Origin of the sequence: Paenibacillus sp. FSL k6-2145, from assembly GCF_037976585.1 — a bacterium.
Classification (GTDB): domain Bacteria; phylum Bacillota; class Bacilli; order Paenibacillales; family Paenibacillaceae; genus Paenibacillus.
In genome coordinates this window covers 2,834,706-2,860,553 of the sequence record NZ_CP150267.1, presented here as the reverse complement: position 1 = coordinate 2,860,553, position 25,848 = coordinate 2,834,706, and the positions used below count along the sequence as shown (strand labels likewise).

Genomic DNA, 25,848 nt, shown 5'->3' with positions numbered 1-25,848 from the left:
TCAATATAGATGAATTGGTATGGATATGGTCACCTGCTGCCTCTGCGGACATTGGAGGAAATCCGTTTCTGGAAAGAGCAGGAGAAAGAACATACACTCGTCATTCGTGCCCTGGTTCCTGATCTGGAGCCCCCATACGTCAAGCTACTGGAGGAATGGGAGGCTACCTTTGCAAACAGCGAGCGAGTAGCCAATCAGCTTTTAAAACAACTATTGCCCGCAACCCATCCGCCTGCTCCCTACATCGTTCGTTGTATCGATCAACTTGTGTTGGCAGCTCGGCAGCAATCGAGAGAGTTCATCAAACAGCTGTATGTTCTTCTGGAACAAAGTGCTGCTGTGCAAGCTGTTCCGCTTGCCAAAGTACTTATTCTACATTTTATCCGCGAATCGGAGTATTTTCTGGGCGTATTGGATACGCTTGGCCAACCTGGCATCTTGCGCGAAACGGATTCGGAGCCGTCACTTTTTCTGGAAAATGCGCTGCATACGTCAGAGTCAGGAAGCATCCATCGCCAAGCTTCAGAAGCTCCAACTTCTCCAGAGGGAAATGTAAATGCACCTGCCGCTTCAGCTCAGATCCAATCCGCAACCATTCAACCGCCTTCTACCGGAACAACACAAGCCACACCCAGCTCTACAGCACCTCCCGTAAAAGAGAAGCCGGTTCCCATCGGAGGACACACACTGCCGCCTCTCCCCTATGCGTACAATGCGCTGGAGCCACATATTGATGAGCTGACGATGCGTATCCATCATGACAAACACCATCAATCTTATGTGGACGGACTAAATGTAGCAGAGAAAAAGCTGGCGGAATCGCGAAAAAAGAACAACTTTGAACTCATCAAACATTGGGAACGCGAACTCGCCTTTAACGGGGCAGGCCACTACCTGCATACGATCTTCTGGACCATTATGAATCCTGCTGGAGGCGGCAAACCTTCCGGTATGCTGGCGGAGCAGATCAAGCGGGATTTCGGAAGTTATGAGGCGTTTAAAAATCAATTCACAGAAGCTGCGAACAAAGTGGAAGGCAGTGGTTGGGCGATGCTTGTCTGGAGCCCGAGAGCACACCGTTTGGAGATTTTGCAGGCGGAAAAACACCAGAACCTGTCCCAGTCCGATATCGTACCGCTCCTGCCACTGGATGTGTGGGAACATGCCTACTATCTGAAACATCAAAACGAACGCAAAAAGTATATCGAGGATTGGTGGAATGTCGTCTACTGGCCGGCTGTAGCTGAACGGTACGAAACAGCACGCAAGTTGTTGTGGCCGCCTTATTAAGCTTGAGCTTAGATGGATGAGAGAAAAAAAGAGATATCTCCAGCCGAATGACTGAAAGATATCTCTTATGGTGTAGACAAAAAAGCAAGCCTCTTTTAAAAAGAGACTTGCTTATATTTTGAGAGACTTCCTATTTCAAAATGCTCATGCTCCCTTAAGAAGCACAGCCCTCGCACGCTACATAGTTGTCGCCAACCTGTTTGCTAATTGCGATCAGGTCGCCCAGCTTGATATCTGCCTCATCTGTAAACTCCAGATCTGCAATACGAGCAACGATCAGTGCAGCAGCCTCTTCCTTGCTTGTTGCCATTTGGCTGAACTCAGACTTTTCGCCTGTAGATACAACCTCATATAAGTACGTATATCTCAACGTTTCCATCCTAACACTCTCCTTCCGAAATCACATCATATCATCTCTATTACCCAATTCCAAGTCCGATTATCAAGAACTCAATCATAGCGCAGTTTCATCTGCTCAGCTGTGAGACGTACTTCTTCAGAGCCAACACTAAGCACCCTGCTGGCTTCCGCCTGCGGATAGCGATCACGCAGAGTTCGAACCAAAGCCGCAGTATATGCCGCAGCTGAAGGTACACCTGCCAATTCTTTCAGACTTGCCATCGTGCCAGGCTGAACATCAGGATATCCTTCACTCGCCCCGCCTGCTGCATGCTGATAAAATTGACGCACGTCCGCTGCCAGTTGATCTCCCTGACCTTCCACGATGATAAAAGCAGTAATAATATACGCCTTAGCCTGCCTGCGCTGGGCAATCCCACAGAATTTCAGCCCACCTACACTGACATCATAGTCTCCCGGGCAAAAAGCACCCTGAACCTCACCAGTTTGCGCCTGATTCGACCACGGCGTTAGCGACTCGGCAATAATCGAAGCCATCTCCCGGAAATCATCATGAATATTGATGGCATGTCCGGGATTAGGCAGAATCAGTGACACATTAACTACCCCTGGATTCAAGGGCACTGCCGCTCCACCGGAAGGCCGAACACAGACCGCTGTCCCTTGGCTTCTTATCCGTTCCATCGCTTCTACAGCCTGTGGCAACCTGCGGTCACGCAAACCCGCTACAAAGGCATCTGGGTGTCTCCATATATGTGCAACAGGCAGATGCCCTGCCCCAACCCGCCTGCACATGACTTCTTCCCAAGCAAAAGCTTCGAGTACACTACTACCTTGTCGCATGAGTGGTGTCTCCCAGATTTGTAGACGCAATGTAGCCTGTTTATCTGCCTGTAGTCCCTTTTCCGGCTGAACCGGTTGATCTGAATGGGAAGGTACACTCATCGTTCCATTACCTCCGGCTTAACGAATTCATATGTATCCAGTATATAGGAATGACAACGCATATATAAATAAGCCGGTTCCCAAGGAACACGGCTTATTTATATCGCATCCTATGGCTTAGAAACTGCTACTTCCAAAACCAAAGAAACTTACTCATCCGGCTTGTCCAGCAAGTGGACATACCTGATTTTAATCTTTCACCAAAGACAAGAACTCCGCACGTTGTGCCGGATTCTCACGGAAAGAACCACGTACAGCAGACGTCACCGTCTTGCTTCCCGGTTTCTTCACGCCGCGGGAACACATGCACAAGTGCTCGCCTTCCACAACGACCATAACTCCATGAGGCTCAACGGCCTCTGTCAGAATGTCAGCGATCTGTGAAGTAATACGTTCCTGAACTTGCAGGCGACGTGTTACCGCTTCGACCAGACGAGCCATTTTGCTCAGACCAACGATCTTGCCGCTTGGTACATACCCAATGTGTACCTTGCCAAAAAACGGCGCCATATGGTGCTCGCATTGACTGTAGTAGACAATATCCTTGACGATAACCAGTTCTTCGTGATTCTCGTCAAACGTGACACCGAGCACATCGCGCGGGTCTACTTCATATCCACCAAAAATTTCTTCATACATTCGGGTCACACGTGCAGGCGTTTCAAGCAGCCCTTCACGTGTACTATCTTCTCCGATCAATTTCAGGATCTGCTCTACATGATACTCGATCTTCTCCCGATTGTCGGATACTTTTGAATTCAAATAATCTTTAACGCCAGCCACTGCCGAACGCCTCCTTTCGAACCACAATAAGGTAAGCAGTTATTCCCTGCTATTATTTTCGGCGGCCCGAACTTTTACGCGCAGGATGCTGTTGCGGCTGAGGCATTTTCGCTCCTGGCTGCTGATTCTTCATCATCTGCTGGGCACGCTGCATTTGCTTGCCATTCAGGTTGTAGCCCATTTGCTTCGCCATTTTCTGAAGCATGTCCGGATTGCTTTGCATTTTCTCAAGTTGTTTACGCAAGTAGAACACCCCGATGAAAAATCCCCCGACCAGACCAACAATCAATGTGATAATCGGTATAACAATATCCATCTCTTAGACACCTCTGTATGCATTCTAAAAAGCCTGATAATCCGTGTCACTTCATGATGTTCAACACACATGTTGCAAACCTGACACAGACCGGATTTCCTGAAAGTATCATAGCATTTCCGCACGCCTTGAGCAAACGGATTTTCCAGTTGAACCGCACACAAGCTACGTCATGACAGCTTCAATGAAAACGGTTGTATGCTGAGCCAGATCGATTTCAACCACATCCAGAGAATAACGCGTACTTCCGCGCGCCACCCTGATTACAGGTCTGCCGGGCAATCCCCGATGTTGACGCACAATGACTCCAGTCTCTTTGGTGGACAGTCGTACCGCTGTACCATTGGGATACACGGATACACTCTTGTTGAACTCAATCAGAATGTCCCGATCCAGCTTTGTACCAGACAACGCCATCATCTCTTCACAGGCCTCATGTGGCATCAAACTGTCCTTGGATAAACCATTAATGAGATTATCATAGATATTAGCCACACTAACGATTCTCGCAAACAGATGAATGTCACTCCCCTTGATCCCTCTCGGCATGCCTGTACCATCTACATGCTCATGATGTTGCAGGGCTGTATGGGCGACCAACAGACTGAACTCCCGTTTGTTCTTAATCACTTCGAATCCACGCCATGTATGGTGCAGCGAAGAATTCGCAGCAGAGCCACTGCCCGGAGGTTCCCCCACTTTGCCTATATCATGCAATAATGCCCCCACAGCAAGGTCCTTCAGTTGATTATAATTGAGTCCCATATTCAGTCCGATGACCGAAGACAACAAACATACATTCATCGCATGAACATATTGTGCATTGTCTTTGGTACGAATATCGGTGAGCTGCACTAACAGTTCACGCCCGTTCAGTACATCATTCAGCAACTTCTCTATACTGAGGGCAACCTTTCTCGGACTCCAGTCTTTCCCCGAGCGAATGGATTCGAGTGTGACACTCATTTCGTTAATTATTGCCCGTTTCGTGGTTTCATCCAGAATGTCCTCTGGTTCCACATCTTTATACGCTTCATCCTGGATGTATAACATGGTCACGCCAATACGCTTCAACGTATTGACCATGTATACGGTGAGCTGGACTCCGGCAGACAGCAGTACCGTACCGTTACTGGAATATACCGTCTTGCCCAGAAGCTCCCCCGCTTCCACGCTCTCCACGTTTACATATTTCATGAACGTCCCCCGCTCTTACGTTACGATCGCTGCTCCAATGTGAGCAATTGCTCCTTGGTTTGCAGACCGCCTACATAACCCACCAGGGTACCGTCTCTACCGCTGATACGGTGACAGGGAATAATAATCGGAATCGGATTTTTGCTAATGGCGTCCAGAACTGCACGAACAGCCTTGGGTCTGCCGATGATTTCCGCAACCTGTTGGTGTGATGAGGCCTCTCCATAAGATATATCGGACAGAACTTGCCATACTTGTAGCTGGAATGGTGTTCCAAGCCGATCAAGCTGCAAGTCGAACGTTTTTCTCTCCCCTGCAAAATACTGCTTTAACTGCTTAGCAGCTTCGCTAAGCTTCTCTTCATTCTTCTCATATCGATACTCGCCAATCCAGGTGCGGGCCCATTGTTGCAGATGAGCTTCGCGTACGTGAAAGGCGCCAAAATCAATGTGACACAGTCCTTCATCCGTCGCGCATAACGTAAGAGTACCAATCGGTGTCAGTATCTCATCGTAGTATACGGGCTTGCCATGAAGACCCGTAACGGCTGAAGGTTTCCACGCTGCGGCTTCCGGTTTGGCAGGCTGTGCAGACTGCTCACTACCCGGTTCAATCCCCGCTTCCATTTTCAAATCCTGTTGTAACGCACGCAAGGCATTGTTCTCGTTGTTCCGTTCCTCTTGCTGCTTCTCACTCACTTGCCCAGCCTGTGGCTGTTTGGGTAAGGTCTCGGACGAACTCAGTCGCTCCTCGGCCTTCTGCAGCATGCTTAGTACGTTCCCATCTTGTTCGTTAGCGGCAGCTTCCCCAATTGCTCTCATGGCGTCTTCTCCTCCAATTCTGCTTAACGCCCAAGCTGCGGTTCCCCGCAACTCGGGGCGCGGATCACGTTTTAGTACTTCTGTAAGTTTGGGTACAGCACTTTTGTCTTTGAAATTGCCCAGGGCAATAACGGCGTTGCGTTGAATCGGCTTCTTGCCCCGCCAAGCGGCGGAACTCTGACCGAAACGTTCCTTGAATTCCCGGTTACCGATGTCCAGCAGCGGCAGCAGGAGTGGCTTCACAATCTCCGGATCGGGGTGAAACTCGGGATGGTGATCCCAATTCTTGCCCCGATTCTTCGGACAGACAATCTGACACGTGTCACAACCGTACAGACGGTTGCCTATTTTCAGCATAAATTCTTCATCCACGAACCCTTTTGTCTGGGTTACAAAAGAAATACAACGCTGTGAATTCAACTGCCCCGGGCCCACCAATGCTCCTGTAGGACAGGCATCAATACATTTTGTACATTCACCGCAGTCTTCGGTCACAGGTGTGTCTGGTTGAAAAGGAATATTCGTTACCAGTTCTCCGAGAAAAATCCATGAACCGAATTTGGGTGATATAATCGCACAGTTTTTGGCGCTAAAACCAATCCCCGCACGCTGGGACACCGCACGATCCACCAATGCTCCGGTGTCTACCATACTTTCGATCATGGCCTCAGGTACACGTTCACGTATAAAGTTTACCAGCTTGTCCATCGCTGCACGCAGGACCTGATGATAATCCTGGCCCCAAGCCGAACGGGCAAAAATGCCTCGATACGCACCAGGCTCCGATTTCGGCGGATTCACCATTTTGGATGGGTATGCCACGGCTATTGCGATCAGTGAAGCGGGCTCGCCATCTTTTAAGGCGGGGTGCACCCTTTTTTCAATATCCGGCTCTTCAAATCCTGAAGCATACCCCTTATCCCGCGACTGCTCCAGCAGCAACTTCAGGGAAACAAAGGGATCAGCCGAAGCAAATCCGATATCATCAATGCCCAGTCCGGGGCCAGCTGCCTTGATCTCCTGTTTTAACTTCTCCCATACGGAGGCATCCTGTGCTGCCCCGGTCTGTACGCTCGTCATTTCTCTTCCCTCTCTTCTTCCGACACTTATTCCGTAAATAGTGAACGCCCGCCTCACGGTAAGAGGACAGGCGTTCATTTCTATATATGCCTTGCATACTTGAATTCAAACGGAACGAGTCTATATGGTTTAACGCAAAATGCAGTCTGAAGTTGTTGTCCTGTCAGCATTTTACAATTTCTTCAATTCAGAAAACGGCCAGAAAATAAATTCAGCCTTGCCTACAATCTGGTCGGATGTAATACTGCCAAACACTCGGCTATCCTTACTTTTGCCTTCATGACGATTATCCCCCATCACGAAGAAATGATCCGGCTCCAATGTGATTGGGCCAAAATCAGGGTCTTGCACCTCAATATCAGTGTACGTTTCCGCTTGTTGCTCGCCGTTCACATATAGATGGTGATCCCTGACCTCAATTGTATCTCCCGGAAGTCCAACGATCCGTTTCACCAGAAAATCCTTCTTCTCCACGCCTTCGCTTGGATCACGAAGTACGATCACATCTGATCGGGAAGGAGTACCCAGATGGTATACGATTTTGTTGACGAAAAGGCGATCTCGCTCAACCAGTGTCGGCTGCATGGACTGTCCCTTGACCATTGACAGATTAAACACAAACAGGTTCAGCAGCATCATGATTACAAAAGCAACAACAATCGTTTTGACCCAGTCCCACAGCTCGACAACCCAGGATTTCCCCGGTTGTTCAGGCTTTGACGGTTCATTACGTTGCTCGGAAGTCACATGTTCCATTGAATGATTATTGGAATTCAAAGGGACACCTCATTTATTAAATAGTTGAATTAAACTTGTAACATGGTGACCATACTCCCTTTCAGTCTACTTCATTTGGGAGAGTGAAACAATTGGTTATGAGCACCAATACCTTCGTTATCGTGAATACAGCCGGGATAGTCACGTTAATTTAAATAGAATTCGGAGACTCCGAAGCATGTTCATAAAATGAGGGAACCAGAGGAATATGACGTGAAGAACACTCATATAAATAGAAAGGCACATCTCTCACGTTCTTACACGTTAAAGAGATATGCCTAATATGAAATGAAAATCTTTTTTTATTTCTTTTTTAAACATGCAAACTAAGCTTTGGACAAAATACTAAGAGTCTGGAAAGCGCTCATAATCTGATTGGCACCGTAACCCATTGCTTCATATAGAGGCATGGCTACTTTGTTGTGCTCATCACCCGCCACCCATACCTGGCTGACTTTACGCTGCTGGAACCGCTGTTCCATAGCCTCGACAAGTGTTTTGCCGACTCCACGGCGACGATAGTCTGGATGTACCGCAATACGGTAGATACAACCCTGGTTGTGATCAATCGTACCGATCAAAGCGCCTACGAGGTCTCCCTCTTCTTCCGCAACCATGATCAGGTCAGAATCCCATGACAATTGACGGGCAAACGGGCCCATCGTGTTCTCATAACACTCTTCCGATAGTGCAACCTGGAGAAGCTCCGTCATCTGGCTTGCATCACTCAACTGAAAGGAACGAACGTGCATGTCTTAAATCTCCCTTTTCGTTAGCTTAGATGAGGTTTTTTACAAAAAGGGAATCCCTTTTTACCAAAAACCCAATGTTCATATAATGACAAAAAACGAGAAAATACCGCTTCTTCGTCAATTAAACCATACTTTTCTCCATAAAACACGCATTTTCTTTTGAAAGCGCTTAATTGTAACCGTTTACATACGAATATTAAACTTTTCATCCATTTAAACGCCTGAAAACACATAAATAGTTGCATAATGGGTAAAATATGTTTGTTATCTCTGGCCCATCATTAGATCAACGCTTCGGGGGACTTAATAAACAAAAATGTTGCTTAATTAGCTCGAATGCGGTTTAATATTAGTGGCAAGGGTATTATTACATATGTACCTGTTCTCAAAAAAACTAAAATCTCAGGAGGTATTTCATTATGACTTTTCAATTACCAGCACTTCCTTACGCTAACGACGCACTGGAACCACATATCGATGCAAAAACGATGGAAATCCACCACGATCGCCATCACAATACTTATGTAACTAACTTGAACGCAGCTCTGGAAAGCGCTCCTGAACTGCAAGAAAAAAGCTTGGAAGATCTGATTGCTAACCTTGACAGCGTACCTGAAGGCATCCGCACAGCGGTTCGCAACAATGGTGGTGGACATGCTAACCACAGCTTGTTCTGGGAAATCATTGGACCTAACGGCGGCGGCGCTCCTACAGGTGATATCGCAGCAGCTATCGATAGCGAACTGGGTGGTTTTGATAAATTCAAAGAAGATTTCGCTAAAGCAGCTACAACTCGTTTCGGTTCCGGCTGGGCTTGGCTAGTAGTTGGCAAAGATGGCAAGTTGTCCATCACTAGCACACCTAACCAAGACAGCCCTCTCTTCGAAGGTCTGACTCCGGTTCTGGGTCTGGATGTATGGGAGCACGCTTACTACCTGAACTACCAAAACAAACGTCCTGACTACATCGCCGCTTTCTGGAATGTAATCAACTGGGATGAAGTGAACAAACGTTACGCTTCTGCAAAATAAGACTGTTATCATGCAACAGTTAACATAAAAGAGAGCCTGATTCGGTCGTTGTGACCGTGATCAGGCTCTCTTTTTGCTATCGCTATAGTTATAGTTAATGGGTGTTTTGTTTCTAACGAACTCAGGACACGCTATTGCTCCATATTTCATCGTATCGCGAACCTAACGAATCTCAGAGTAGCTATTTCCCCAAATACGAGCTTTAATGCGCACTTTTGGGTTGATTTGGCTATGATAACGTCACTCAGGTTCGTTAGCTCCCCCATTTAATCATTCACTTGATCATACGCACCGGCAAAATAACTGCTGATTAGCTTCAGAAATATGTTGGGGAATGCCATCTTGTCCATATCTTCCGGACCGATCCAGCGGTAGGTCAAGCCATCACCTTTACCTGTCAGTGTCAGCGTGCTCAGGGCAGGATCACTAACGTCAGATGATGACATCAACATCTCTCCATCGTTAAGCGATGTTGAGATGTTCTGCGCATTAGGCGTGCTTGGCTCCGATGAATGCGTTGTGTCTGACTCAGGTGACACAGCTGATGATGAGGCTGTGCCCTCCCTTGTTGCCGCCTGTGCATCGTAGGCGGCTCTGGCTTCCGCTGCGATCAGCGGAAGCTCACTGCTCTGGTCCTGCTCGGTACACTTGTACACCTGCAGGCTCCAGACAATGTGGCTGAACACATGCTCCGCATGGGTAGCCAGCCCTTCCGGGCGGGCAGCGAAGCCTTCCGCCCATAGACTGCCGGCCAGCAATGCCATGGCCGGCTCATCCGCCAGCGGCGCTGCCTTCTTGCTCGCTGCGGCGGGCGCCGCGAGCACATGCGGCAGCTCCCACATGCGGGCCAATAGGCCCGTGTCTGGGCGCTGGCGCACAAGCACTTGGCCGCGATGAGCACCGCGGCCCTCCACAATCGCGACCAGCCGCTGCTCAGGGCGCGGCGGCTTCGCCTTGGTCTTGACCGGCAGTGTAAGCTCTCTTCCGGCGATGCGGCCGGAACATTGCTCCATGACCGGGCAAGTCAGGCAGTGCGGCGCTTTGGGTGTACACACCAGCGCACCAAGCTCCATCAGCGCCTGATTGAAATCACTCGCCCGCCCTTCCGGAATGAGCTCTCCTGCGAGCTCTTCCATCAAAACCCGGGTGCTGCCCTTCATAATGTCCTCATCAATGAGGAAGTATCGGGACAGTACCCGCATGACATTGCCATCTACCGCAGGCTGCGGCTGGTTGAAGGCAATGCTGAGAATGGCCCCGGCAGTATACGGGCCCACCCCTTTTAATGCAAAGACAGCCTGTTTCTCCTGAGGCATCTCTCCTCCGTGCAGCTCCATGACTTGTCTCGCGGCTGCCTGAAGATTACGTGCACGGGAGTAATACCCGAGTCCCTCCCAATTTTTCAACACATCCTCTTCGGGTGCTTCCGCCAACGCCTGCACGGTCGGGAAATTCCCGATAAAACGATTGAAATACGGAATTACCGTATCGACCCGAGTCTGCTGAAGCATAATCTCCGATACCCATGTGAAATACGGATTGTTGTGGCGACGCCACGGCAAATCCCGTCGGTTGACCATATACCAGTCCAGCAAATTCACGCTGAAATGTTGTTTCTGTTCCTGTAAACCCATAGTTCCGTCCTCTCCTATTGCCAAGCTAGCTACTTTTCCATCTGTTCTACGATCGCAAAGGCCGCTGCCAATTCCGTCTGATGCGTAATGCTCAAATGAATATCATATTGCTTATCGTATGGCAGCTGCAGACGTTCCCAGGCTTGACTGGACAGCGAGGCCACTGGACGTCCTGTCCCATCAGGCAACACCTCAATGTCAGTAAAACCCATGACACCACCAATACCGCAGCCAAATGCCTTAGACACCGCTTCTTTCGCTGCAAATCGACCGGATACAAACTCCGTCATCCGCTTCCCTCGACGAACCGCGATCTCCCACTCTGCTGGCGTTAAAATTCGTTTCAGAAATGCTTCCGCATGGCGACCGGACAGCAGCTTCCGCATACGTCCAATCTCCAGCACATCATTACCAATGCCATATATCATCAACGCTTCACCCGCTTAATCTTTTATACTGTAAGAGGTTGTTCAAAAGTTCCATCTTCTTGGTACTGAAAACCGCTCTTTTTGAACATGCATTGTAAAAGATCTCCATTCAATCACATGATCCGTAACTCTCCGAACACGTATTCTATTGTAGCAGGAGGGGCGATCAGAAGCGAGTACCTATCCGCATTCCCATATATGCTAAAATATGAATCAGGAATCGTCTGAAATTCTTAGGAGGTCTGAATAATGCCCATAACTTTTGAATTGCCCACTGACGTAGATGCGATCATTCGCGGAGACTTTTTCCCTGCACAACAATCCGCTCAAGGCGTCATCATTCTGGCTCACGGATACAAAGGCTTCAAAGACTGGGGCATGTTCCCCTACGTAGCTTCACAGCTAAGCCAGACACATCATGTGCTGACCTTTAATTTCTCTCACAACGGTATCGGCGAATATCTGGAGCAATTCTCTGAACTTGAAAAGTTCGCAGTGAATACCTACAGCCGGGAGCTTGCCGATCTGGCCCTGGTACTGGAACATGTGGCTACACAACCTGAACTCACTCGACTTCCTGTATACCTGGTTGGCCACAGCCGCGGTGCGGGCGTAAGTCTCGTCTATGCACTGGATCATCCCGAGCAGGTGGCAGGTGTCATCTCCTGGAATGGCGTAACCAATCTGGATCTCTTCACAGCAGAGCAAAAAGAAGAAATGCGTACGCATGGCCGCAGCCATGTCGTTAACGGACGAACAGGCCAGCAGATGCCACTGGACGTGGCTATTCTGGAAGACCTGGATAAGCATAGCGAACGTTACGCTATCATTGATCGCTTGGCTTCTTCACCTGTGCGAGTCGCACTCATTCAGGGAACAGAAGATCCCCAACGTCTGCGTGACGGTTCTGCCGCACTTGTGCAAGCACGCCCTGATATCCCATGGCACCAGATACCCGAAGGGAACCACACCTTTAATACAGTACATCCATTTAAAGAAACCACTCCGCAACTGGAGCAAGCCATCACCCAAACCCTGCAACAGATCAAAGAATGGAATAGCTAACTCATCTTTAATATAGTAGTCACCTGGATTTTTGCGATTTCTCGTTCCACATAACAAAAAGAGTCACTGCGTGAGCAGTGACTCTTTTTGCATTCCTTATATAACGATCATGCTCATCCATCCGTATTAGATCCCAGGAATGGCATTGCGTTTGTGATGTGTGCGCGTATAGAACGCTTCGAGGCGCTCTTGTGCAGCCGGATCGATCTGTTTGCCTTCGAGATAGTCGCTGTTCGCTTCATACGAAATTCCCAGCTCATCTTCGTCCGTCTGACCTTCCCACAGTCCTGCCGATGGTGCTTTGTCCAAAATAGCCTGTGGCACGTTCAGATATGCTGCCAGCTGGCGTACCTGACGTTTGTTCAGGGTGCTCAGTGGTGTAATATCCACAGCACCGTCGCCCCATTTGGTATAGAAGCCTGTAATGGCTTCGGACGCATGATCCGTACCTACAACGAGCAGGTTTTCTTCAAACGAAAGCGCATATTGCATAACCATACGAGTTCTCGCCTTAACATTACCTTTGCCTTGGTGAGTCATATGGCGTGGGCTGCCCAAAGATTTGAAACCTTGCTCCACTTCCAGCGCAATCTCGTTAACTGCATCTTCGATATTGGTTTCCACGACATGCTTCAGATCGTATGCTTTGGCTACCGCGTAGCTGTGATCGATATCGGATTGTTCACCATAAGGTTGGAACACACCAAGCGTTTTGTACTCTTGGTTGTTCTCTTGCGTGAGCTCGTCCGTCGCTTTTTTGCAAAGCGCCGTAGCCACTGCACTGTCAATACCGCCACTGATCGCAATCAGCAAACCCTTGGCACCCGCATTTTTCACATACGTCTTCAGAAAATCAACACGCTTGCGTACTTCCTCTTCCTCATTAATGCTTGGTTTAACCTTCAATTCAGCGATGATCTGTTGTTGCAAACTCATCGTTCACACACCCCGTTTCTAAATGAATGAAATTTGATGTCCAGCTTGAAAGGTCCGAATGGTTCAATAACCTTATCTATCCAAAATGAAACGCCCCGGCATCGGTGATCCGAAGGGCGGGGCGTTCTATGGAGCGAATTAACGGCAGTAACGGTCAAATGCACTTTTGAGATCAGCCGCAATATCCTCTGCAGAACGGTCTTCCACTTGATGACGCTCGATAAAGTGAACGAGTTCTCCGTCTTTCATCAGAGCGATGGACGGTGAAGATGGAGGATACGGTGCAAAGAATTCACGTGCTTTTGCAGTTGCTTCTTTGTCCTGACCAGCAAATACAGTGTACAGGTGATCCGGTGTAATATCGTGCTGAAGTGCTTGGGACACACCTGGGCGACATTGACCTGCGGCACATCCGCAGACAGAGTTAATGACAACCAGCGCTGTTCCTTTTGCATCCGGAAGACTTGCTTCCACTTCTTCAGGAGTACGCAACTCCTGGATTCCTAGACGAGTTAACTCATCCCGCATGGGTTGAACCATATCTTTCATGTATTGATCAAATGACATCGACATTCGGTTTCACTCCTTATAAATGGTTGTTCTATGATCTCGATAGAATTAAAGGCGAATAACTCTCCAAAACAACGTTACATTCATATCGAACATTATGGATGTAATGATGTGCTATTCCTATTATACATCCATAAGCAATGAAAGCAAGATTCAGAAACCGCCTGCGGAAAGGCCTCTTCCATAATATTATGTCTCAATGTCTGGCAAAATATGCTGAATGACTAACGTTCAAATGCCACCTTGAAGGTCGTGCCCTGGCCTTCCTCCGATTCCACAGTAATGGTTCCGTTATGTCGTTCCACAATACTTAGGCACATGGACAATCCAAGTCCGGTTCCTTTGGCCTTTGTCGTATAGAAAGGTTCAAACAGCTTTTCCTTCTTCACTCTGGGTAGACCAGGTCCTGTGTCACGTACACACAGTTCCACTTTATCATCCACTATCCGTGTCTCCAGCGTAAGCACACCCTTCTCATTCATGGCTTCCATCCCGTTACGGGCCAGGTTCAACACCACCTGTTTGATTTCCTTAGAATTGAGATGCAGCTTCGGCACATTATGGGCCAACATGAGTTCAATACTCTGACCACGCAGGTTCGCATCCGCCCATAACAATGGACTCAGTTCATGTATGATATCGTGCAACTGGGATTCTTCTTTCTCGGCAATACGATTCTGAGCCAAAGACAAGAAATCATTAATGATACTGTTGGCCCGGTCCAGCTCTTCCAGAACGATCCGGTAATAGTGATCGAGGGAGTCAGGACTCTTTTCCTGCATAAGTTGAAGAAAACCCCGCACAACCGCCATTGGATTACGCACCTCATGCGTAATGCTTGCAGCCATCTGCCCCACCAGACTGAGACGATCCACATTATCCAGTTCACTTCGCAACATCTCAAGCTCCGTGATATCCTGAATGATCAGCATGGCTCCTGTAACTTCTCTCGCAGACTCTGTTGAAAAGGCATAGATCGGTACGGTTCGGGACTGAAATACGTATGCACCGTAACGAACGGTCAACCCACTAATCTCACCATGAACGATGGCTCTGCGAATGCTTTTATCCATCTTATCCGCCTGACCTTGTTCAACAAATTGACTGGCAGGCTGTCCAATGAGATCAGGCGTGGAGGTACAAGGTAGCTGCTCCCTTGCGGTTTGCTCCATCATCTCATTGACAAACATGACTGTGCCTTGTTTATCTACGGTAGCAATAGAGAGAGGCACTGCATTCAGAATCTGATGAAGTTTCTCCGTTTCGGCTATGTATCGGTGGTGGACTTCCGAGAGATGCTGCTCCAGCCCGCGATAGTGCTTCATCCGTTCCAGCCATAGCAGACTCAGACTGCCCGCAACAATGGCTCCAGCGGTATATCCAAGTGCTGTAAGTATCATGTAGGTCGCAGAGTATGTGGATTCATTCTGGAGGGATGCGATCCATAACAGACTCGTTACAATCAGTTCCATTGTAATCAGGATGATGAGGATCGCCATTTTGCGTGAAGGTGTATTATGCTTGAATCGTTTGGCAGACAACCATACAATAGGATAGAGAAGAATGCCCGTATGAAGGAGAAATCCGTACAGATCATAGGAATGCGCAAAAAGAAAATAGAAGAGAATATGTAGAATGGACAGCGTTGCGCCTATAGCGGACTTACAATACAAAATAACAAGTATCACAGGTACGATGCTTAATGAGATGGGCACAGCCACCGGGCTTGCATCGAGCGCAAACAGCAGACACAATAACATGCTAGCGACACTTGTCACAGCAAAACTGGTATGAACGATTCCGGCATGTTCCATTCTGGCAATAGCCCGCTTGGAAAGTAACAGACGGAATAAGGGAATCAGATATACCGCCGACCCTGCCAGCAGTACTTGTAAAAGCATGTCCTTTAACGCAACCACAATGCCATCTCCTCCTCTGCCTGCACATTCCCTCATGTATTTCTGATTAAAACATAGGCGACAGTATATTACAATATATCCCTTAAGACTGCACAATAGAACTGCTCATAACTCCATTATATTTCAGAAAAAGCCAGGAGTAGACACATTTTTACGTAAAACAGACAAAATCAATGAAAAAAGAGGGTAATAACATATGTATGATGTCATTGTAATTGGTGGTGGATCTGCGGGCCTGATGGCTTGCGTTGCTGCTGCCGAGCATGGAGCCTCCGTGCTTCTGCTGGATAAAGGAGATCAACTGGGTCGTAAACTCGGCATCTCTGGCGGAGGTCGATGCAATGTAACCAATGCCAAGGAAACGGATGAACTCATCCGACATATTCCGGGTAATGGACGCTTTTTATATAGTTCGTTTCAAAATCTGGACAACCAGGGAATCATGCGTTTCTTCGAGAATCTCGGAATTGCCCTGAAAGAAGAAGACAACGGCAGAATGTTCCCTGTAACCGATAAAGCAAAAACCGTTGTGGATGCGCTGGTAGGCAAAATTGTCTCCCTCGGCGTTGAGATTCGTACCAAAGAACCGGTTAAGGAACTCATTCAGAACGGTCAGCACGTACAGGGTGTTAAATTGCTCTCAGGTAAAACGATCCTTGGACGCTCTGTCATTATCGCTACTGGTGGCAAATCCGTACCCCAAACCGGATCAACCGGAGATGGTTACCCCTGGGCTGAGGCTGCGGGGCACACGATTACGGAGTTATATCCAACCGAAGTGCCTATTGTGTCTGGGGAGAGTTGGATTCAATCCAAAGAACTGCAAGGTTTGTCTTTGAGGGATATCGGCTTATCTGTATTGGACGCCAAAGGAAAAACCGTCATCTCCCATCGGGGGGATATGATCTTCACGCATTTTGGAGTGTCTGGACCGGTTGCACTGCGTTGTAGCCAATTTATCCGCAAGGTTCAGATGAAGTCTGGAAACCCACAGGTCATCATGAGCATTGATCTGTTCCCGGAGCTGTCCCCAGGTGCATTGGAAGCAAAGGTTCAGCAGGTATTGGAACAAGAGTCCCGCAAGGCTGTCAAAAACATACTGAAAACATGGGTTCCAGAGCGCATGATTCCATTAATGATGAAACGGGCAGAGATCAGCGATGACCTCACGTTCCACCATTTTCCTAAAGGTATGTTAAGCAACTTGTGCGGGCTAATGAAAGCTTTTACCTTCCGTGCAGACGGAACAAGATCGCTCAAAGAAGCCTTTGTCACTGGGGGAGGAATCCACTTAAAGGAGATATACCCAAAAACGATGGAATCCAAGCTGCTGCCTGGACTATTCTTTTGCGGTGAAGTTCTGGATATTCACGGCTACACCGGAGGGTATAATATCACCGCTGCATTCTCAACGGGATATACGGCTGGCATGCATGCAGCTGAATATAAACACGCTAAACTATAAATAGAGGTTGTTCAAAAAGTCCGCTTTTGATTACGAATCATGCCTAATGGCATCATCAGCATCGAATATGAAATTCAGCCGAAATAGGTTGATGCCTACGAAGTATGTTTCCTTCAGAAACATTGTAGTTGCTCACGTAGTTTTCCCTACACTCCGCTACTCCATTTCTAGCTTCATTCCATCTTCTCGGTCCTGAAAACCGAACTTTTTGAACTCTCAATACTAGGTATTACACACTTTAAGCGCATGATGAATTGCTTCAGATGTCAAAAACCCCGAGATCCACTATCTGTGGAGTATCGGGGTTTTTGGGCATTATGCCATTTTAGAAAGACGGAACGAACCACTCTTAACTTGTGATCTTTTCCCTTCTATGCTTTGACACTGCCTGAGAATCCATCAGCCGAATCATCGTATGTCGGGTCCTCGCTATAGTTATGTCTGCCTTGCTCCGTCTGGCTTCGCTGGTTTCCGTTCGCATAACCCTCATTCCAGTCTTCATTCACGAGATGAGCCGGAATCGATATATTCTGAAACTGATCCAACTCTTCCGTTTGCGAGGCAAATACGGCACTTCCTCCATGAGATTGTACAATCTCTACGGCAGACTGAGGATCTTGGCGATCTGTAGGGATGTACAATTCCAGCGGGCCGGACTGATACGGCTTATATCCCAACTCCTCCAAGGTTGCCCTGGCGGCATTCAATGCTGAATCGTCTGAAAAATGCACCTGTAGTTCGCTATTATCCATCATCATCTCTTCCTCCTTGCTACAGCTAATCTCTCATCATCCATAGATGAGATTCTTCTTCTATAGCATGGGCAGATATAGCGTGTGATATGCTCCGAATTAAAAAGGAATTCCTTTAGGCCCGGGTCAGCCGAACCCATCCGGCAATAGATAAGACACAGAGTCCAAAAGCCACCGCACCTGCCGCTGTTAGAATACCCACGATCCAGCCGAGCCAGGCCAATCCCAGCGTGAATCCCATAAGAATACCAATCGGGACAAACAACATCCGAACCATTATTGAACCTGCAAGATGCAGCGCCTCCGAGTCATACGTTATAAGCTGAACATAGTCGGACGTGGCAAAAACATCCCAGGAACGATAAAACATCACCGTCAACATGATGATTAATAACGCACACACAATGACATTGACCGGAAAAGGTGGCAATGCCACCGCTGCGATGGATAGTCCTCCAAGCTGCAGATACAATTTCATCGTGGCCGAGTTCCGGAAAAATGCCTTGAATGCAATCTCCGCTGTCCGATTCGCGATGGAACGATTGCGTAACAGTTTACGCGGTTTGCGGAAGATGATGGACCGTGTTCGTGGGGCTTTCGGCTTGCTCACCGCCCGACTTAACATTAGAGCTGTAAGCTGTAGCCTGCTCCGCAGATCCTCCCGCACATCCCCTTCAAACGTTCCCTTCATCAACAGCCTCATCTGTCCAACTGTAATCAGAAGAAGCATGATAATTACGATTCCAAATATGATTTTCCACGTCTGTCCATACATCCATGATGTCGCATGAATGGTCATATAACCTATGCCAATGACGAGAGGGATCATCTGAATCCAGCGTCGCCATCCTGTATGTCGAACCTTCGTCATATGTAGTGTTATGGCTTGAAATGACGCTACTGCACCAAACCAGACAGCCATAAGTGCAATCTGGAGATTCGACATCTCATAGACACGGGACCACAGGGGAGCAGTCAGCGCTGTAATCAACAACATTTTGCCCAGATGTTGCAGACAGGACCGGTAGAGCCCTTGCCTCATTAACGTGCGCATCCACAACGGCCTTGACTTCAGAAACAATACATCCGCTTCCTCCACAAATATCAACACACCACCGGTAAGCATAACGACGTCGATCAACCCGGTCAGTACGGGTAGTGGTAATCCTGTCGCCCATGCAGGCAGCGGTTTGGTCCACAGACTCGTGTACCACCCAATCAGATAGAGTAGGCCCGGAACAAGCAGATATACCCACACCGTCCAATCCACGACGAGTCTGAGATTTTTCATCTGTTCCCTGAAATGCTCTTTGCGTCTTCGCCTGTATAAACGAAGTGGTGTATAACGCTGGGAAGTTTCCATTCTCTCTCACCCTCTCTCTATCTATGACGTCAGTACATCGAAACAGTCAAACAAAGATGCTTCCGGCAATCCTGCCGCTTCACGGATCTCATCCAATGTTCCCTCGGCAGCAGATCTGCCCGAAGCAATCAGAATAAACCGGTCGCAGATTCGTTCAGCGGTATCCAGCACATGCGTAGACATGAGCACACCCGCACCACGGCGACGTTCATCATCTAGTAATTTTAGAAAATCCTTGGTTGCACGAGGGTCCAGTCCAATGAACGGCTCGTCCACAATATAGATATCCGGTGAAGACAGAAATCCGATCATCAGCATCATTTTCTGCCGCATGCCCTTCGAAAAACTGGCTGGAAGATCATTCCGAACATGGTCCATACCGAAACGAACCAACAGCTCCTCCGCTCTGGCAACAAAACCTTCTTCCTCCATTTCATACGCCGCTGCAGCCAGATCAAGATGTTCCCATAGCGTCATATATTCATAAAAAACCGGTTGCTCCGGGATATAGGCATAACGACCATCTCCTCCAATCGTCACTTCATAGTTCGCATGTTCCAGCAGACCAAGAAGTGTTTTGATTGTGGTACTTTTGCCCGCACCATTTGGTCCGATAATACCCACCAGTTCTCCTCGCGCCACATTCATTCGAATATTGCGTATGGTCGATTGTCCCGGCTCGTATCCTGCCTCTGTAATATGTACGTCCAATATGGACTCCTGTACTTCCGTACTGTTATATTCCGTTCCCATATCATTCACTCCCTGTTCTGATCAGGCGTTTATTTCATTCTTTATGTTTTATTGTAATCGAGTTGCGGGTTGTATGTTTGATCATTATTTTGAGCATTTTGAAGTACAAACCATGTTATAATGTTATTACATACTAACATTATTACATACAAATGTATTACTTTCATAAGTTAGATCATACTATAGGAGGAATATATCATGAATGGTGGGGCTCAGATGAAAGAGGAGCATTCCAAAAGAAAAATTCTTTCTCGCAAAATAGGCAAGATGGGAAACAGCTTGGGCATTAGCTTGCCTAAGGTTTTGATTGATAAGCTCCATGTTTCTCAGGGCGATGAGATTGAATTTATTGAAAACAGTCAGGGAGAAATTGTACTAAAAAAGGTTAAACAAATGAAAATACCCGAACATGTAAGACCCGAAGTACTGGAAGCTTTCTTCGACGTTTTCGAAGAAGATGAGGATATCCTAAATGATTTAAGGGATCGTTAAGATGACCATATTCCTTTCCATTGAAGAAGTAGTAGCCGCTCACCATTTTATGATGAAGAAGATGAATGATACAGCACAAGCTGGGGTTAAGGATTCTGCTTTGTTGGATTCTGCGATAAATAGACCTCTCCAAAGTTTGTTTGGAGAGGATGCCTACCCTTCCATATTTGATAAAGCTACTGCCTTATTAGAGTCATTGGTTAAAAACCACTGTTTCTATAACGGAAATAAACGTACAGCTTATCTTGTAACCAAGTCCTTTCTGCGAGTGAATGGCTACCATTTGCAGATGGAACGTAAATATGCCGTAGAATTTATGGTCAACATTGCCGAAGGCGAGTATACATTTGAAAAGATAGTACACTTATTAGAAGAACATTCAGAAGAACGCTAACTCATATGTCTTATAAATGCAAAAAAGAAGCAGGGGTTCCGGAGCCCCTGCTTCTTCATATTACAGTGAAAATCTCATATTACCGATTTGTCTCCACCACAGATGTAGTTTCACTCTCTGCATCCGCATCCACGTTCAGACCCAGATCCAGTGCGCCGCGGCTTTCGCTCGCGTAGTTGCTGTTTACGTTACGCTCGGTGTCTTTCACGCTGTTGCTGCGTTCAAATTGAGCCGTCGTTGCACTCTCTCCTTCTGCTTTCGCGTTCAGACCCAGATCCAGTGCGCCGCGGCTTTCGCTCGCATAGCTGCTGCTGTCGGTACGCTCACGGTCATTCACGCTGTTATTGCGCTCGGATTGAGCCATCGTTACACTCTCTCCTTCGGCTTTTGCGTTCAGACCCAGATCCAGTGCTCCGCGGCTTTCGTTTGCATAGTTACTGCTCACGGTACGCTCGGTGTCTTTCACGCTGTTGTTGCGTTCAGTTTGAGCTACTGTAGCACTCTCACCTTCTGCTTTCGCGTTCAGACCCAGATCCAGTGCTCCGCGGCTTTCGCTTGCATAGCTGCTGTTCACGGTACGCTCATTGTCTTTCACGCTACTGTTGCGTTCAGATTGAGTCCATGTTGCACTCTCTCCTTCGGCATTCACGTTCAGACCCAGATCCAGTGCGCCACGGCTTTCGTTTGCGTAGTTGCTGTTCACGTTACGCTCGCTGTCTTTCACGCTGTTGTTGCGTTCAGATTGAGTCCATGTCGCACTCTCTCCTTCCGCATTCACGTTCAGACCCAGATCCAGTGCGCCACGGCTTTCGCTTGCAGTGCTACTGTTTACGTTACGCTCACGGTCATTCACGCTATTGTTGCGTTCAGATTGAGTCCATGTCGCACTCTCACTTTCGGCATTCACGTTCAGACCCAGATCTAGCGCTCCACGACTTTCGCTCGTAGTGCTACTGTTTACGTTCCGATCATCGCCGCCTCGTGAATAGTCGCTCATCGTTGTACCTTCTCCCGACACATTGGCATTCAGGCCAAGGCCCAGCTTGCCAGAACTGCTACGTTCAGCTGTGTGGTCGGAAGAACGATCATTGTATCGGTTTGTGCTCTCTGAGGATAAGCCGGCATTAAGGCCAAGATCCAGATTCAATGCTCCGCTTGCACTGGATGAACCTCCGTAGCTACCAAGGTTTCCGTAACCCGTGTCACGGTGTCCAGACAGAAGAGATCCCAGTTCCAGGCGCAAACCTGCATTTAGATCCAGATTTCCACTGCTGTTATTGCTATAGCTATCTGCGTAAGTTGCCTGCGAAGCTCCCAGCAATCCAGCCACCAACGTACCCGACAATACCGACAATTTTACCCAACGATTCACTTTTTTCATGATTATATACACTCCTTCTCAATTTTGGTTGAATTAACGCCATTGTTATTGAGAGAAAGAGGTATATTGCGGCGGCCGCCCAGGCGGTGCCTGTGACCATTGACTGAATCCATCGAGCCGTTCCATTCGGAAAGCAAAATCGTAATCTGGCGTAACCAGACCCGTTGTTGCTCCCGGAAGTGCAGCGGCTGGAGCGGTTGCTCCACCTCCAGTTACACCGGACGAACCGGAGCTTGTCCCGGCGGAAGCATTAGCTGCTCCGGGAGAAGTTGCCGCAACAGACCAACTTGTTGGTCGTTCTGTACGAGGCTGCAATGGAGATGCTGCATCAGCATCATCTTGTTTCAGATTGGCTTTCTGGTTACTCCACACTTGTTCAGTGACAGAAGGTTTAGCAGATGTCTGATCTACGAGGAATAACTCGTTATCGGGCAAACCTGCATTGACATCGGAATCCTGCGTCAGATCGGTTCCTTTCACAGGCAATGCCTGCGGGACAGAAGATTGTTCTGGACGTACTCCTGGTTCCGGGGTGACCTTAATCACTTTGCCCGTAACCTGTACTGGGTCCTGTCCTTCCTCGTTGTTCTGTGATGAAACAGGATCTGCGAGTGCACTCGTATTGGAAGTTTCAACATTTGGTGTTTTGACGACCGCCTGTTGTTCCGGAGTGACTACAGGCGGTTCCGGCTTCACACTTGGAATCTCCACCTTTTCCTGGTCAGGATTGAGTTCAGCGGATACGTCTGCAACTGGAACTTCTGCTCTCACAGAAGGGAGCTGGACATTTCCCTTACTCAGATCCACTCGGGATGAAGAAATATTGACCGAAGTAACCTCGGGTACATCCACCTTAACGGAAGGTAATTCAACCTTACCCTGCCGAAGGTCCGTTTTCACAGCAGACGTCTCTGCCTTGATCACCTCGGGTACCTCGGCGGTAACCCCCGGCAAGGAAGCCGTACCTTCGTTCAGGTTCACCTGACTGCTTGATACATCGGCTTTGATCACCGGTGTATTCGCCTGTACAGACGGCAGTTCGACGGTTCCCTTCTTCGCATCAATACCCATCTCTGATGTTCCGGCCGATCCAAGCGGTGTATCTACTTTCAGCTCAGATACACTCAGCTTACCTGTGGATTCATTCGCTTTGATCGACGGAACTTCAACATCCAGTAGTGGTGTAGATACCGATACCGACGGAGTCAGGTTCAACTCTCCATCCGAATCGCGTGAAAACAAAGACAATCCGCTGGATGGTTTTGCAGAAGATACCTGAGCATCATCCGCGTATACATGTGACGATCCAATCCCCAGAAGCAAAGTCCCAGCGAGTATAGCCAGTGGTATGCTTCCAAGACGCACAATCGATTTTGGTAACTTTACATTCAAGTCGCTTCACCCCCTTTCCGCGAATGCGTTGGTGGGACAAGGCATATGAGTTTTCCCCTAGGATTAATTAGAATACAGGGATTTCTGCCTGTTCCTCATTAAACGTGAAGGCGTTTACTCAAACGCTTTTTTATCAAAAAACTTAAAATTTGAAGTACATTCAAACCTTCATTTCAACTGTTCTAACCTGAGCAGGTCCGGCATGTTTTCAGTCGCCTGCAATCATGGTCTTGGCTGCAATGGAGCCATTCAGATCGGCTTTTTCCCCGTTGCGTTTCATCAAATAAATCAAACCAAGCAGGGTCAGCAGAATGCCTGAACAGACAAAAGCCGGCACTACACCAAATGAGGTGACCATGAATCCACCTACCACCGGGCCCATAATATTACTGGCTGTCATCACGCTGCCTACCGTTCCAAATACCCTGCCTGTCATTGCCTCAGGTGTCTGTTCCTGCAACAGGATCTGAAAAGGTACAATCGCAAACCCAATTCCGACACCTGCCAGGGCAAAGAGGGATACTAGCAACAGATTGGCACCTAACCCAGCGTGCGGCCAAATCCCAACAATAACTCCGGCTCCACCTATAACCAGACCCATGAGTATGGTACCCAGACCCATTTTCAAAACATGCCCTGCATGCTTCCACTTCCGCACACTCATCGCTGCAATTAATGTACCTACACCACTGGCCGCCACACACCATCCCAGCAGATCACTTGAAATTCCGGGAAGCTGTCTGAATAACACCACCGTCTGTGAATCGGCAAATTGTAGAAAAAGTATGGCTGAAGCAAGCAAGATCAGAGACGTTCCTACATGAGGGAGAGATGCGAGCATGCGGATGCCCTCCTGTGTTTCCTTCCAAAAAGAGTCTTTTGGGCGGTTGCGAACACCACCAGCTATCTCATCCTCTACTTCTGTTACGTTATGAATTGCAGATTGGATCACCCGAGCTCCAGGAATCCACAATAAAATGATGCCCGAGATCAGAAAAGAAGCTGAATCGAGAACAAAACACCAGGTGATGCCAAAAGCGGCTACCAGCAGTCCACCAAGCGCTGGACCGATAATTTTGGACATCTGTTCAATGATCGAGCTGATGGATACAGCTTGGGCAAGCTGCTCATGAGGTACAATTTCTTTCAGCTTTCCGTTTTTGGCAGGAGAAAAAATTACATCGAACAGGGATTTGAGGACAAGCAGTATGTAGACGTGCCAGATCTGGTCAGCAAAAATCAACGCACCCACGATGATGATCCGTGCACCATCGGCTACAATCATCAGCCATTTTCGGTTCAGGCGATCTGCAAGCGTGCCTGCGAATGGCCCTGTCAACAGAATGGGTAGTGCTGCAGATAGTGTGACAAATGTTATCTCCCATGGCGTTGCATTCCAGCGGATACCTACGAGGGTCAGGATTGCGAGCAGATGCAGCCAATCACCCAGATTGGAAATGGCCTGTGCCACCATCAATGTTACAAAAGATCGGTTATTTTTCAGCGGTCGTTGTCCTGCAAACGTTAAATCACTTCTCATCCTTCTTCTCCTCCATTACCTTCCGAATTCATGATATGAACTCATTATAAGAGAGTAGAGCTTGACTCAACCTCCTGCCAGAGGCGGAGAAGAAGCGACATCTGAAGGATGATTTTTTTAGCATGATGAATGATCAAATTTTAAATGCTAAAAATGCAAATCTTGTGACATATCGCATGTTTTTCGTAGAAATAGAAGTTTACAATTAAACCATGGCGACAACCTAAATTGTCAAACATATCTAACCAACTCATATAAGTTGAAATAATTTTTTACATGAACAGCATAACGAAGAGGACAGAAAAAACCTGAAAAAGCGAAGCGTTCACCTAAAAGCTTTCTGAAAGAAAGCTCCATCGGAAGCATACGCTATCACCGGATTTTACCTTTGAAGAATATTCAAAAAATCTGG

General features: G+C 47.9%; 25 protein-coding genes. 6 read left to right on the top strand and 19 right to left on the bottom strand.

All coding sequences use genetic code 11. The features are described 5' to 3' along the window. Window positions 1-9: 9 nt before the first annotated feature. The gene (locus NZ043_RS12775; RefSeq protein WP_133387468.1) at window positions 10-1,290 is read left to right on the top strand and encodes a Fe-Mn family superoxide dismutase; all 1,281 of its coding nucleotides are present in this window, start codon (window positions 10-12) and stop codon (window positions 1,288-1,290) included. A gap of 154 nt (window positions 1,291-1,444) precedes the next feature. On the opposite strand, the gene NZ043_RS12770 is transcribed toward NZ043_RS12775, so the two are convergent. From NZ043_RS12770 to NZ043_RS12735, 8 genes are all read right to left on the bottom strand, one after another. Beyond that, window positions 1,445-1,669, bottom strand: a complete 225-nt coding sequence (locus tag NZ043_RS12770) for a hypothetical protein (RefSeq protein WP_091039003.1) — start codon at window positions 1,667-1,669, stop codon at window positions 1,445-1,447. Between the two features lie 71 nt (window positions 1,670-1,740). After that, a complete protein-coding gene (locus tag NZ043_RS12765) occupies window positions 1,741-2,595 on the bottom strand; it encodes a lipoate--protein ligase family protein (protein ID WP_133387467.1) in 855 nt (284 codons plus the stop codon). A 189-nt stretch (window positions 2,596-2,784) separates the two neighbouring features. Further along, entirely contained in the window at window positions 2,785-3,378 is a 594-nt protein-coding gene (folE, locus tag NZ043_RS12760; protein ID WP_036668229.1) for a GTP cyclohydrolase I FolE, read from the bottom strand. 52 nt (window positions 3,379-3,430) lie between these two features. Further along, complete coding sequence (locus NZ043_RS12755) at window positions 3,431-3,694, bottom strand: YneF family protein (RefSeq protein ID WP_017690778.1); 264 nt, start codon at window positions 3,692-3,694, stop codon at window positions 3,431-3,433. Between the two features lie 165 nt (window positions 3,695-3,859). Beyond that, window positions 3,860-4,891, bottom strand: coding sequence for an HD domain-containing phosphohydrolase (locus tag NZ043_RS12750; RefSeq protein ID WP_091039000.1), 1,032 nt, complete (start codon window positions 4,889-4,891; stop codon window positions 3,860-3,862). Between the two features lie 20 nt (window positions 4,892-4,911). Then, a complete protein-coding gene (gene queG / locus NZ043_RS12745) occupies window positions 4,912-6,792 on the bottom strand; it encodes a tRNA epoxyqueuosine(34) reductase QueG (RefSeq protein WP_339312061.1) in 1,881 nt (626 codons plus the stop codon). A 171-nt stretch (window positions 6,793-6,963) separates the two neighbouring features. Then, complete coding sequence (gene lepB / locus NZ043_RS12740) at window positions 6,964-7,569, bottom strand: signal peptidase I (RefSeq protein ID WP_240768333.1); 606 nt, start codon at window positions 7,567-7,569, stop codon at window positions 6,964-6,966. Window positions 7,570-7,895: 326 nt separating this feature from the next. Continuing rightward, window positions 7,896-8,321, bottom strand: a complete 426-nt coding sequence (locus tag NZ043_RS12735; protein ID WP_017690782.1) for a GNAT family N-acetyltransferase — start codon at window positions 8,319-8,321, stop codon at window positions 7,896-7,898. A gap of 419 nt (window positions 8,322-8,740) precedes the next feature. Between NZ043_RS12735 and NZ043_RS12730 the strand changes: the two genes are divergently transcribed. Next, the gene (locus tag NZ043_RS12730) at window positions 8,741-9,352 is read left to right on the top strand and encodes a superoxide dismutase (RefSeq protein WP_036614138.1); all 612 of its coding nucleotides are present in this window, start codon (window positions 8,741-8,743) and stop codon (window positions 9,350-9,352) included. Between the two features lie 266 nt (window positions 9,353-9,618). On the opposite strand, the gene mutY is transcribed toward NZ043_RS12730, so the two are convergent. Then, window positions 9,619-10,986 (bottom strand): A/G-specific adenine glycosylase, encoded by a 1,368-nt coding sequence (gene mutY / locus NZ043_RS12725; protein ID WP_339312739.1) that lies wholly within the window; start codon window positions 10,984-10,986, stop codon window positions 9,619-9,621. Between the two features lie 29 nt (window positions 10,987-11,015). After that, window positions 11,016-11,414, bottom strand: a complete 399-nt coding sequence (gene acpS / locus NZ043_RS12720) for a holo-ACP synthase (protein WP_091038994.1) — start codon at window positions 11,412-11,414, stop codon at window positions 11,016-11,018. Window positions 11,415-11,663: 249 nt separating this feature from the next. On the opposite strand from acpS, the gene NZ043_RS12715 reads away from it, so the two are divergent. Continuing rightward, complete coding sequence (locus NZ043_RS12715; protein ID WP_339312058.1) at window positions 11,664-12,479, top strand: alpha/beta fold hydrolase; 816 nt, start codon at window positions 11,664-11,666, stop codon at window positions 12,477-12,479. A gap of 126 nt (window positions 12,480-12,605) precedes the next feature. On the opposite strand, the gene nadE is transcribed toward NZ043_RS12715, so the two are convergent. The 3 genes from nadE to NZ043_RS12700 all read right to left on the bottom strand — a co-directional run bounded on the left by nadE (window position 12,606) and on the right by NZ043_RS12700 (window position 15,904). Further along, complete coding sequence (nadE, locus tag NZ043_RS12710) at window positions 12,606-13,415, bottom strand: ammonia-dependent NAD(+) synthetase (RefSeq protein ID WP_047841401.1); 810 nt, start codon at window positions 13,413-13,415, stop codon at window positions 12,606-12,608. Between the two features lie 138 nt (window positions 13,416-13,553). Next, on the bottom strand, window positions 13,554-13,988 hold the full coding sequence (locus NZ043_RS12705; protein ID WP_091038991.1) for a BrxA/BrxB family bacilliredoxin: 435 nt from the start codon (window positions 13,986-13,988) through the stop codon (window positions 13,554-13,556). A 221-nt stretch (window positions 13,989-14,209) separates the two neighbouring features. Then, a complete protein-coding gene (locus NZ043_RS12700) occupies window positions 14,210-15,904 on the bottom strand; it encodes an ATP-binding protein (protein ID WP_339312055.1) in 1,695 nt (564 codons plus the stop codon). A 196-nt stretch (window positions 15,905-16,100) separates the two neighbouring features. Between NZ043_RS12700 and NZ043_RS12695 the strand changes: the two genes are divergently transcribed. After that, complete coding sequence (locus NZ043_RS12695) at window positions 16,101-17,369, top strand: NAD(P)/FAD-dependent oxidoreductase (RefSeq protein WP_339312053.1); 1,269 nt, start codon at window positions 16,101-16,103, stop codon at window positions 17,367-17,369. Between the two features lie 371 nt (window positions 17,370-17,740). Here the strand turns inward: NZ043_RS12695 and NZ043_RS12690 are convergent, their stop codons facing one another. The 3 genes from NZ043_RS12690 to NZ043_RS12680 all read right to left on the bottom strand — a co-directional run bounded on the left by NZ043_RS12690 (window position 17,741) and on the right by NZ043_RS12680 (window position 20,237). After that, window positions 17,741-18,127, bottom strand: a complete 387-nt coding sequence (locus NZ043_RS12690; RefSeq protein ID WP_339312051.1) for a hypothetical protein — start codon at window positions 18,125-18,127, stop codon at window positions 17,741-17,743. Window positions 18,128-18,236: 109 nt separating this feature from the next. Continuing rightward, window positions 18,237-19,484 carry an ABC transporter permease gene (locus NZ043_RS12685; protein WP_339312049.1) on the bottom strand — a complete coding sequence of 416 codons (1,248 nt, stop codon included), beginning with the start codon at window positions 19,482-19,484 and terminating at the stop codon, window positions 18,237-18,239. Between the two features lie 21 nt (window positions 19,485-19,505). Beyond that, the gene (locus tag NZ043_RS12680; RefSeq protein ID WP_339312047.1) at window positions 19,506-20,237 is read right to left on the bottom strand and encodes an ABC transporter ATP-binding protein; all 732 of its coding nucleotides are present in this window, start codon (window positions 20,235-20,237) and stop codon (window positions 19,506-19,508) included. Between the two features lie 198 nt (window positions 20,238-20,435). On the opposite strand from NZ043_RS12680, the gene NZ043_RS12675 reads away from it, so the two are divergent. Together NZ043_RS12675 and NZ043_RS12670 are read left to right on the top strand one after the other, a co-directional pair. Next, a complete protein-coding gene (locus NZ043_RS12675) occupies window positions 20,436-20,729 on the top strand; it encodes an AbrB/MazE/SpoVT family DNA-binding domain-containing protein (RefSeq protein ID WP_176873173.1) in 294 nt (97 codons plus the stop codon). Window position 20,730: 1 nt separating this feature from the next. Further along, window positions 20,731-21,123, top strand: a complete 393-nt coding sequence (locus NZ043_RS12670; protein WP_091038981.1) for a type II toxin-antitoxin system death-on-curing family toxin — start codon at window positions 20,731-20,733, stop codon at window positions 21,121-21,123. 79 nt (window positions 21,124-21,202) lie between these two features. Here the strand turns inward: NZ043_RS12670 and NZ043_RS12665 are convergent, their stop codons facing one another. The 3 genes from NZ043_RS12665 to NZ043_RS12655 form a co-directional block, all read right to left on the bottom strand. Then, on the bottom strand, window positions 21,203-22,504 hold the full coding sequence (locus NZ043_RS12665; RefSeq protein WP_339312044.1) for a hypothetical protein: 1,302 nt from the start codon (window positions 22,502-22,504) through the stop codon (window positions 21,203-21,205). Between the two features lie 45 nt (window positions 22,505-22,549). Further along, window positions 22,550-23,896, bottom strand: a complete 1,347-nt coding sequence (locus tag NZ043_RS12660) for a hypothetical protein (RefSeq protein WP_339312042.1) — start codon at window positions 23,894-23,896, stop codon at window positions 22,550-22,552. 208 nt (window positions 23,897-24,104) lie between these two features. After that, entirely contained in the window at window positions 24,105-25,436 is a 1,332-nt protein-coding gene (locus NZ043_RS12655) for an MFS transporter (RefSeq protein ID WP_339312040.1), read from the bottom strand. Between the last annotated feature and the right edge of the window lie 412 nt (window positions 25,437-25,848).

Excerpts from the sequence above, each read along its gene's own strand:
- NZ043_RS12655 (WP_339312040.1), bottom strand. The coding sequence starts at position 25,436 with ATGAGAAGTGATTTAACGTTTGCAGGACAACGACCGCTGAAAAATAAC.
- NZ043_RS12690 (WP_339312051.1), bottom strand. The coding sequence starts at position 18,127 with ATGATGATGGATAATAGCGAACTACAGGTGCATTTTTCAGACGATTCA.
- acpS (WP_091038994.1), bottom strand. The coding sequence starts at position 11,414 with ATGATATATGGCATTGGTAATGATGTGCTGGAGATTGGACGTATGCGG.
- queG (WP_339312061.1), bottom strand. The coding sequence starts at position 6,792 with ATGACGAGCGTACAGACCGGGGCAGCACAGGATGCCTCCGTATGGGAG.
- NZ043_RS12665 (WP_339312044.1), bottom strand. The coding sequence starts at position 22,504 with ATGAAAAAAGTGAATCGTTGGGTAAAATTGTCGGTATTGTCGGGTACG.
- NZ043_RS12685 (WP_339312049.1), bottom strand. The coding sequence starts at position 19,484 with ATGGAAACTTCCCAGCGTTATACACCACTTCGTTTATACAGGCGAAGA.
- NZ043_RS12730 (WP_036614138.1), top strand. The coding sequence starts at position 8,741 with ATGACTTTTCAATTACCAGCACTTCCTTACGCTAACGACGCACTGGAA.
- NZ043_RS12765 (WP_133387467.1), bottom strand. The coding sequence starts at position 2,595 with ATGAGTGTACCTTCCCATTCAGATCAACCGGTTCAGCCGGAAAAGGGA.
- NZ043_RS12755 (WP_017690778.1), bottom strand. The coding sequence starts at position 3,694 with ATGGATATTGTTATACCGATTATCACATTGATTGTTGGTCTGGTCGGG.
- NZ043_RS12770 (WP_091039003.1), bottom strand. The coding sequence starts at position 1,669 with ATGGAAACGTTGAGATATACGTACTTATATGAGGTTGTATCTACAGGC.
- NZ043_RS12705 (WP_091038991.1), bottom strand. The coding sequence starts at position 13,988 with ATGTCGATGTCATTTGATCAATACATGAAAGATATGGTTCAACCCATG.
- NZ043_RS12775 (WP_133387468.1), top strand. The coding sequence starts at position 10 with ATGAATTGGTATGGATATGGTCACCTGCTGCCTCTGCGGACATTGGAG.
- nadE (WP_047841401.1), bottom strand. The coding sequence starts at position 13,415 with ATGAGTTTGCAACAACAGATCATCGCTGAATTGAAGGTTAAACCAAGC.
- NZ043_RS12735 (WP_017690782.1), bottom strand. The coding sequence starts at position 8,321 with ATGCACGTTCGTTCCTTTCAGTTGAGTGATGCAAGCCAGATGACGGAG.
- NZ043_RS12715 (WP_339312058.1), top strand. The coding sequence starts at position 11,664 with ATGCCCATAACTTTTGAATTGCCCACTGACGTAGATGCGATCATTCGC.
- NZ043_RS12675 (WP_176873173.1), top strand. The coding sequence starts at position 20,436 with ATGAATGGTGGGGCTCAGATGAAAGAGGAGCATTCCAAAAGAAAAATT.
- mutY (WP_339312739.1), bottom strand. The coding sequence starts at position 10,986 with ATGGGTTTACAGGAACAGAAACAACATTTCAGCGTGAATTTGCTGGAC.
- NZ043_RS12695 (WP_339312053.1), top strand. The coding sequence starts at position 16,101 with ATGTATGATGTCATTGTAATTGGTGGTGGATCTGCGGGCCTGATGGCT.
- NZ043_RS12670 (WP_091038981.1), top strand. The coding sequence starts at position 20,731 with ATGACCATATTCCTTTCCATTGAAGAAGTAGTAGCCGCTCACCATTTT.
- NZ043_RS12750 (WP_091039000.1), bottom strand. The coding sequence starts at position 4,891 with ATGAAATATGTAAACGTGGAGAGCGTGGAAGCGGGGGAGCTTCTGGGC.
- NZ043_RS12680 (WP_339312047.1), bottom strand. The coding sequence starts at position 20,237 with ATGGGAACGGAATATAACAGTACGGAAGTACAGGAGTCCATATTGGAC.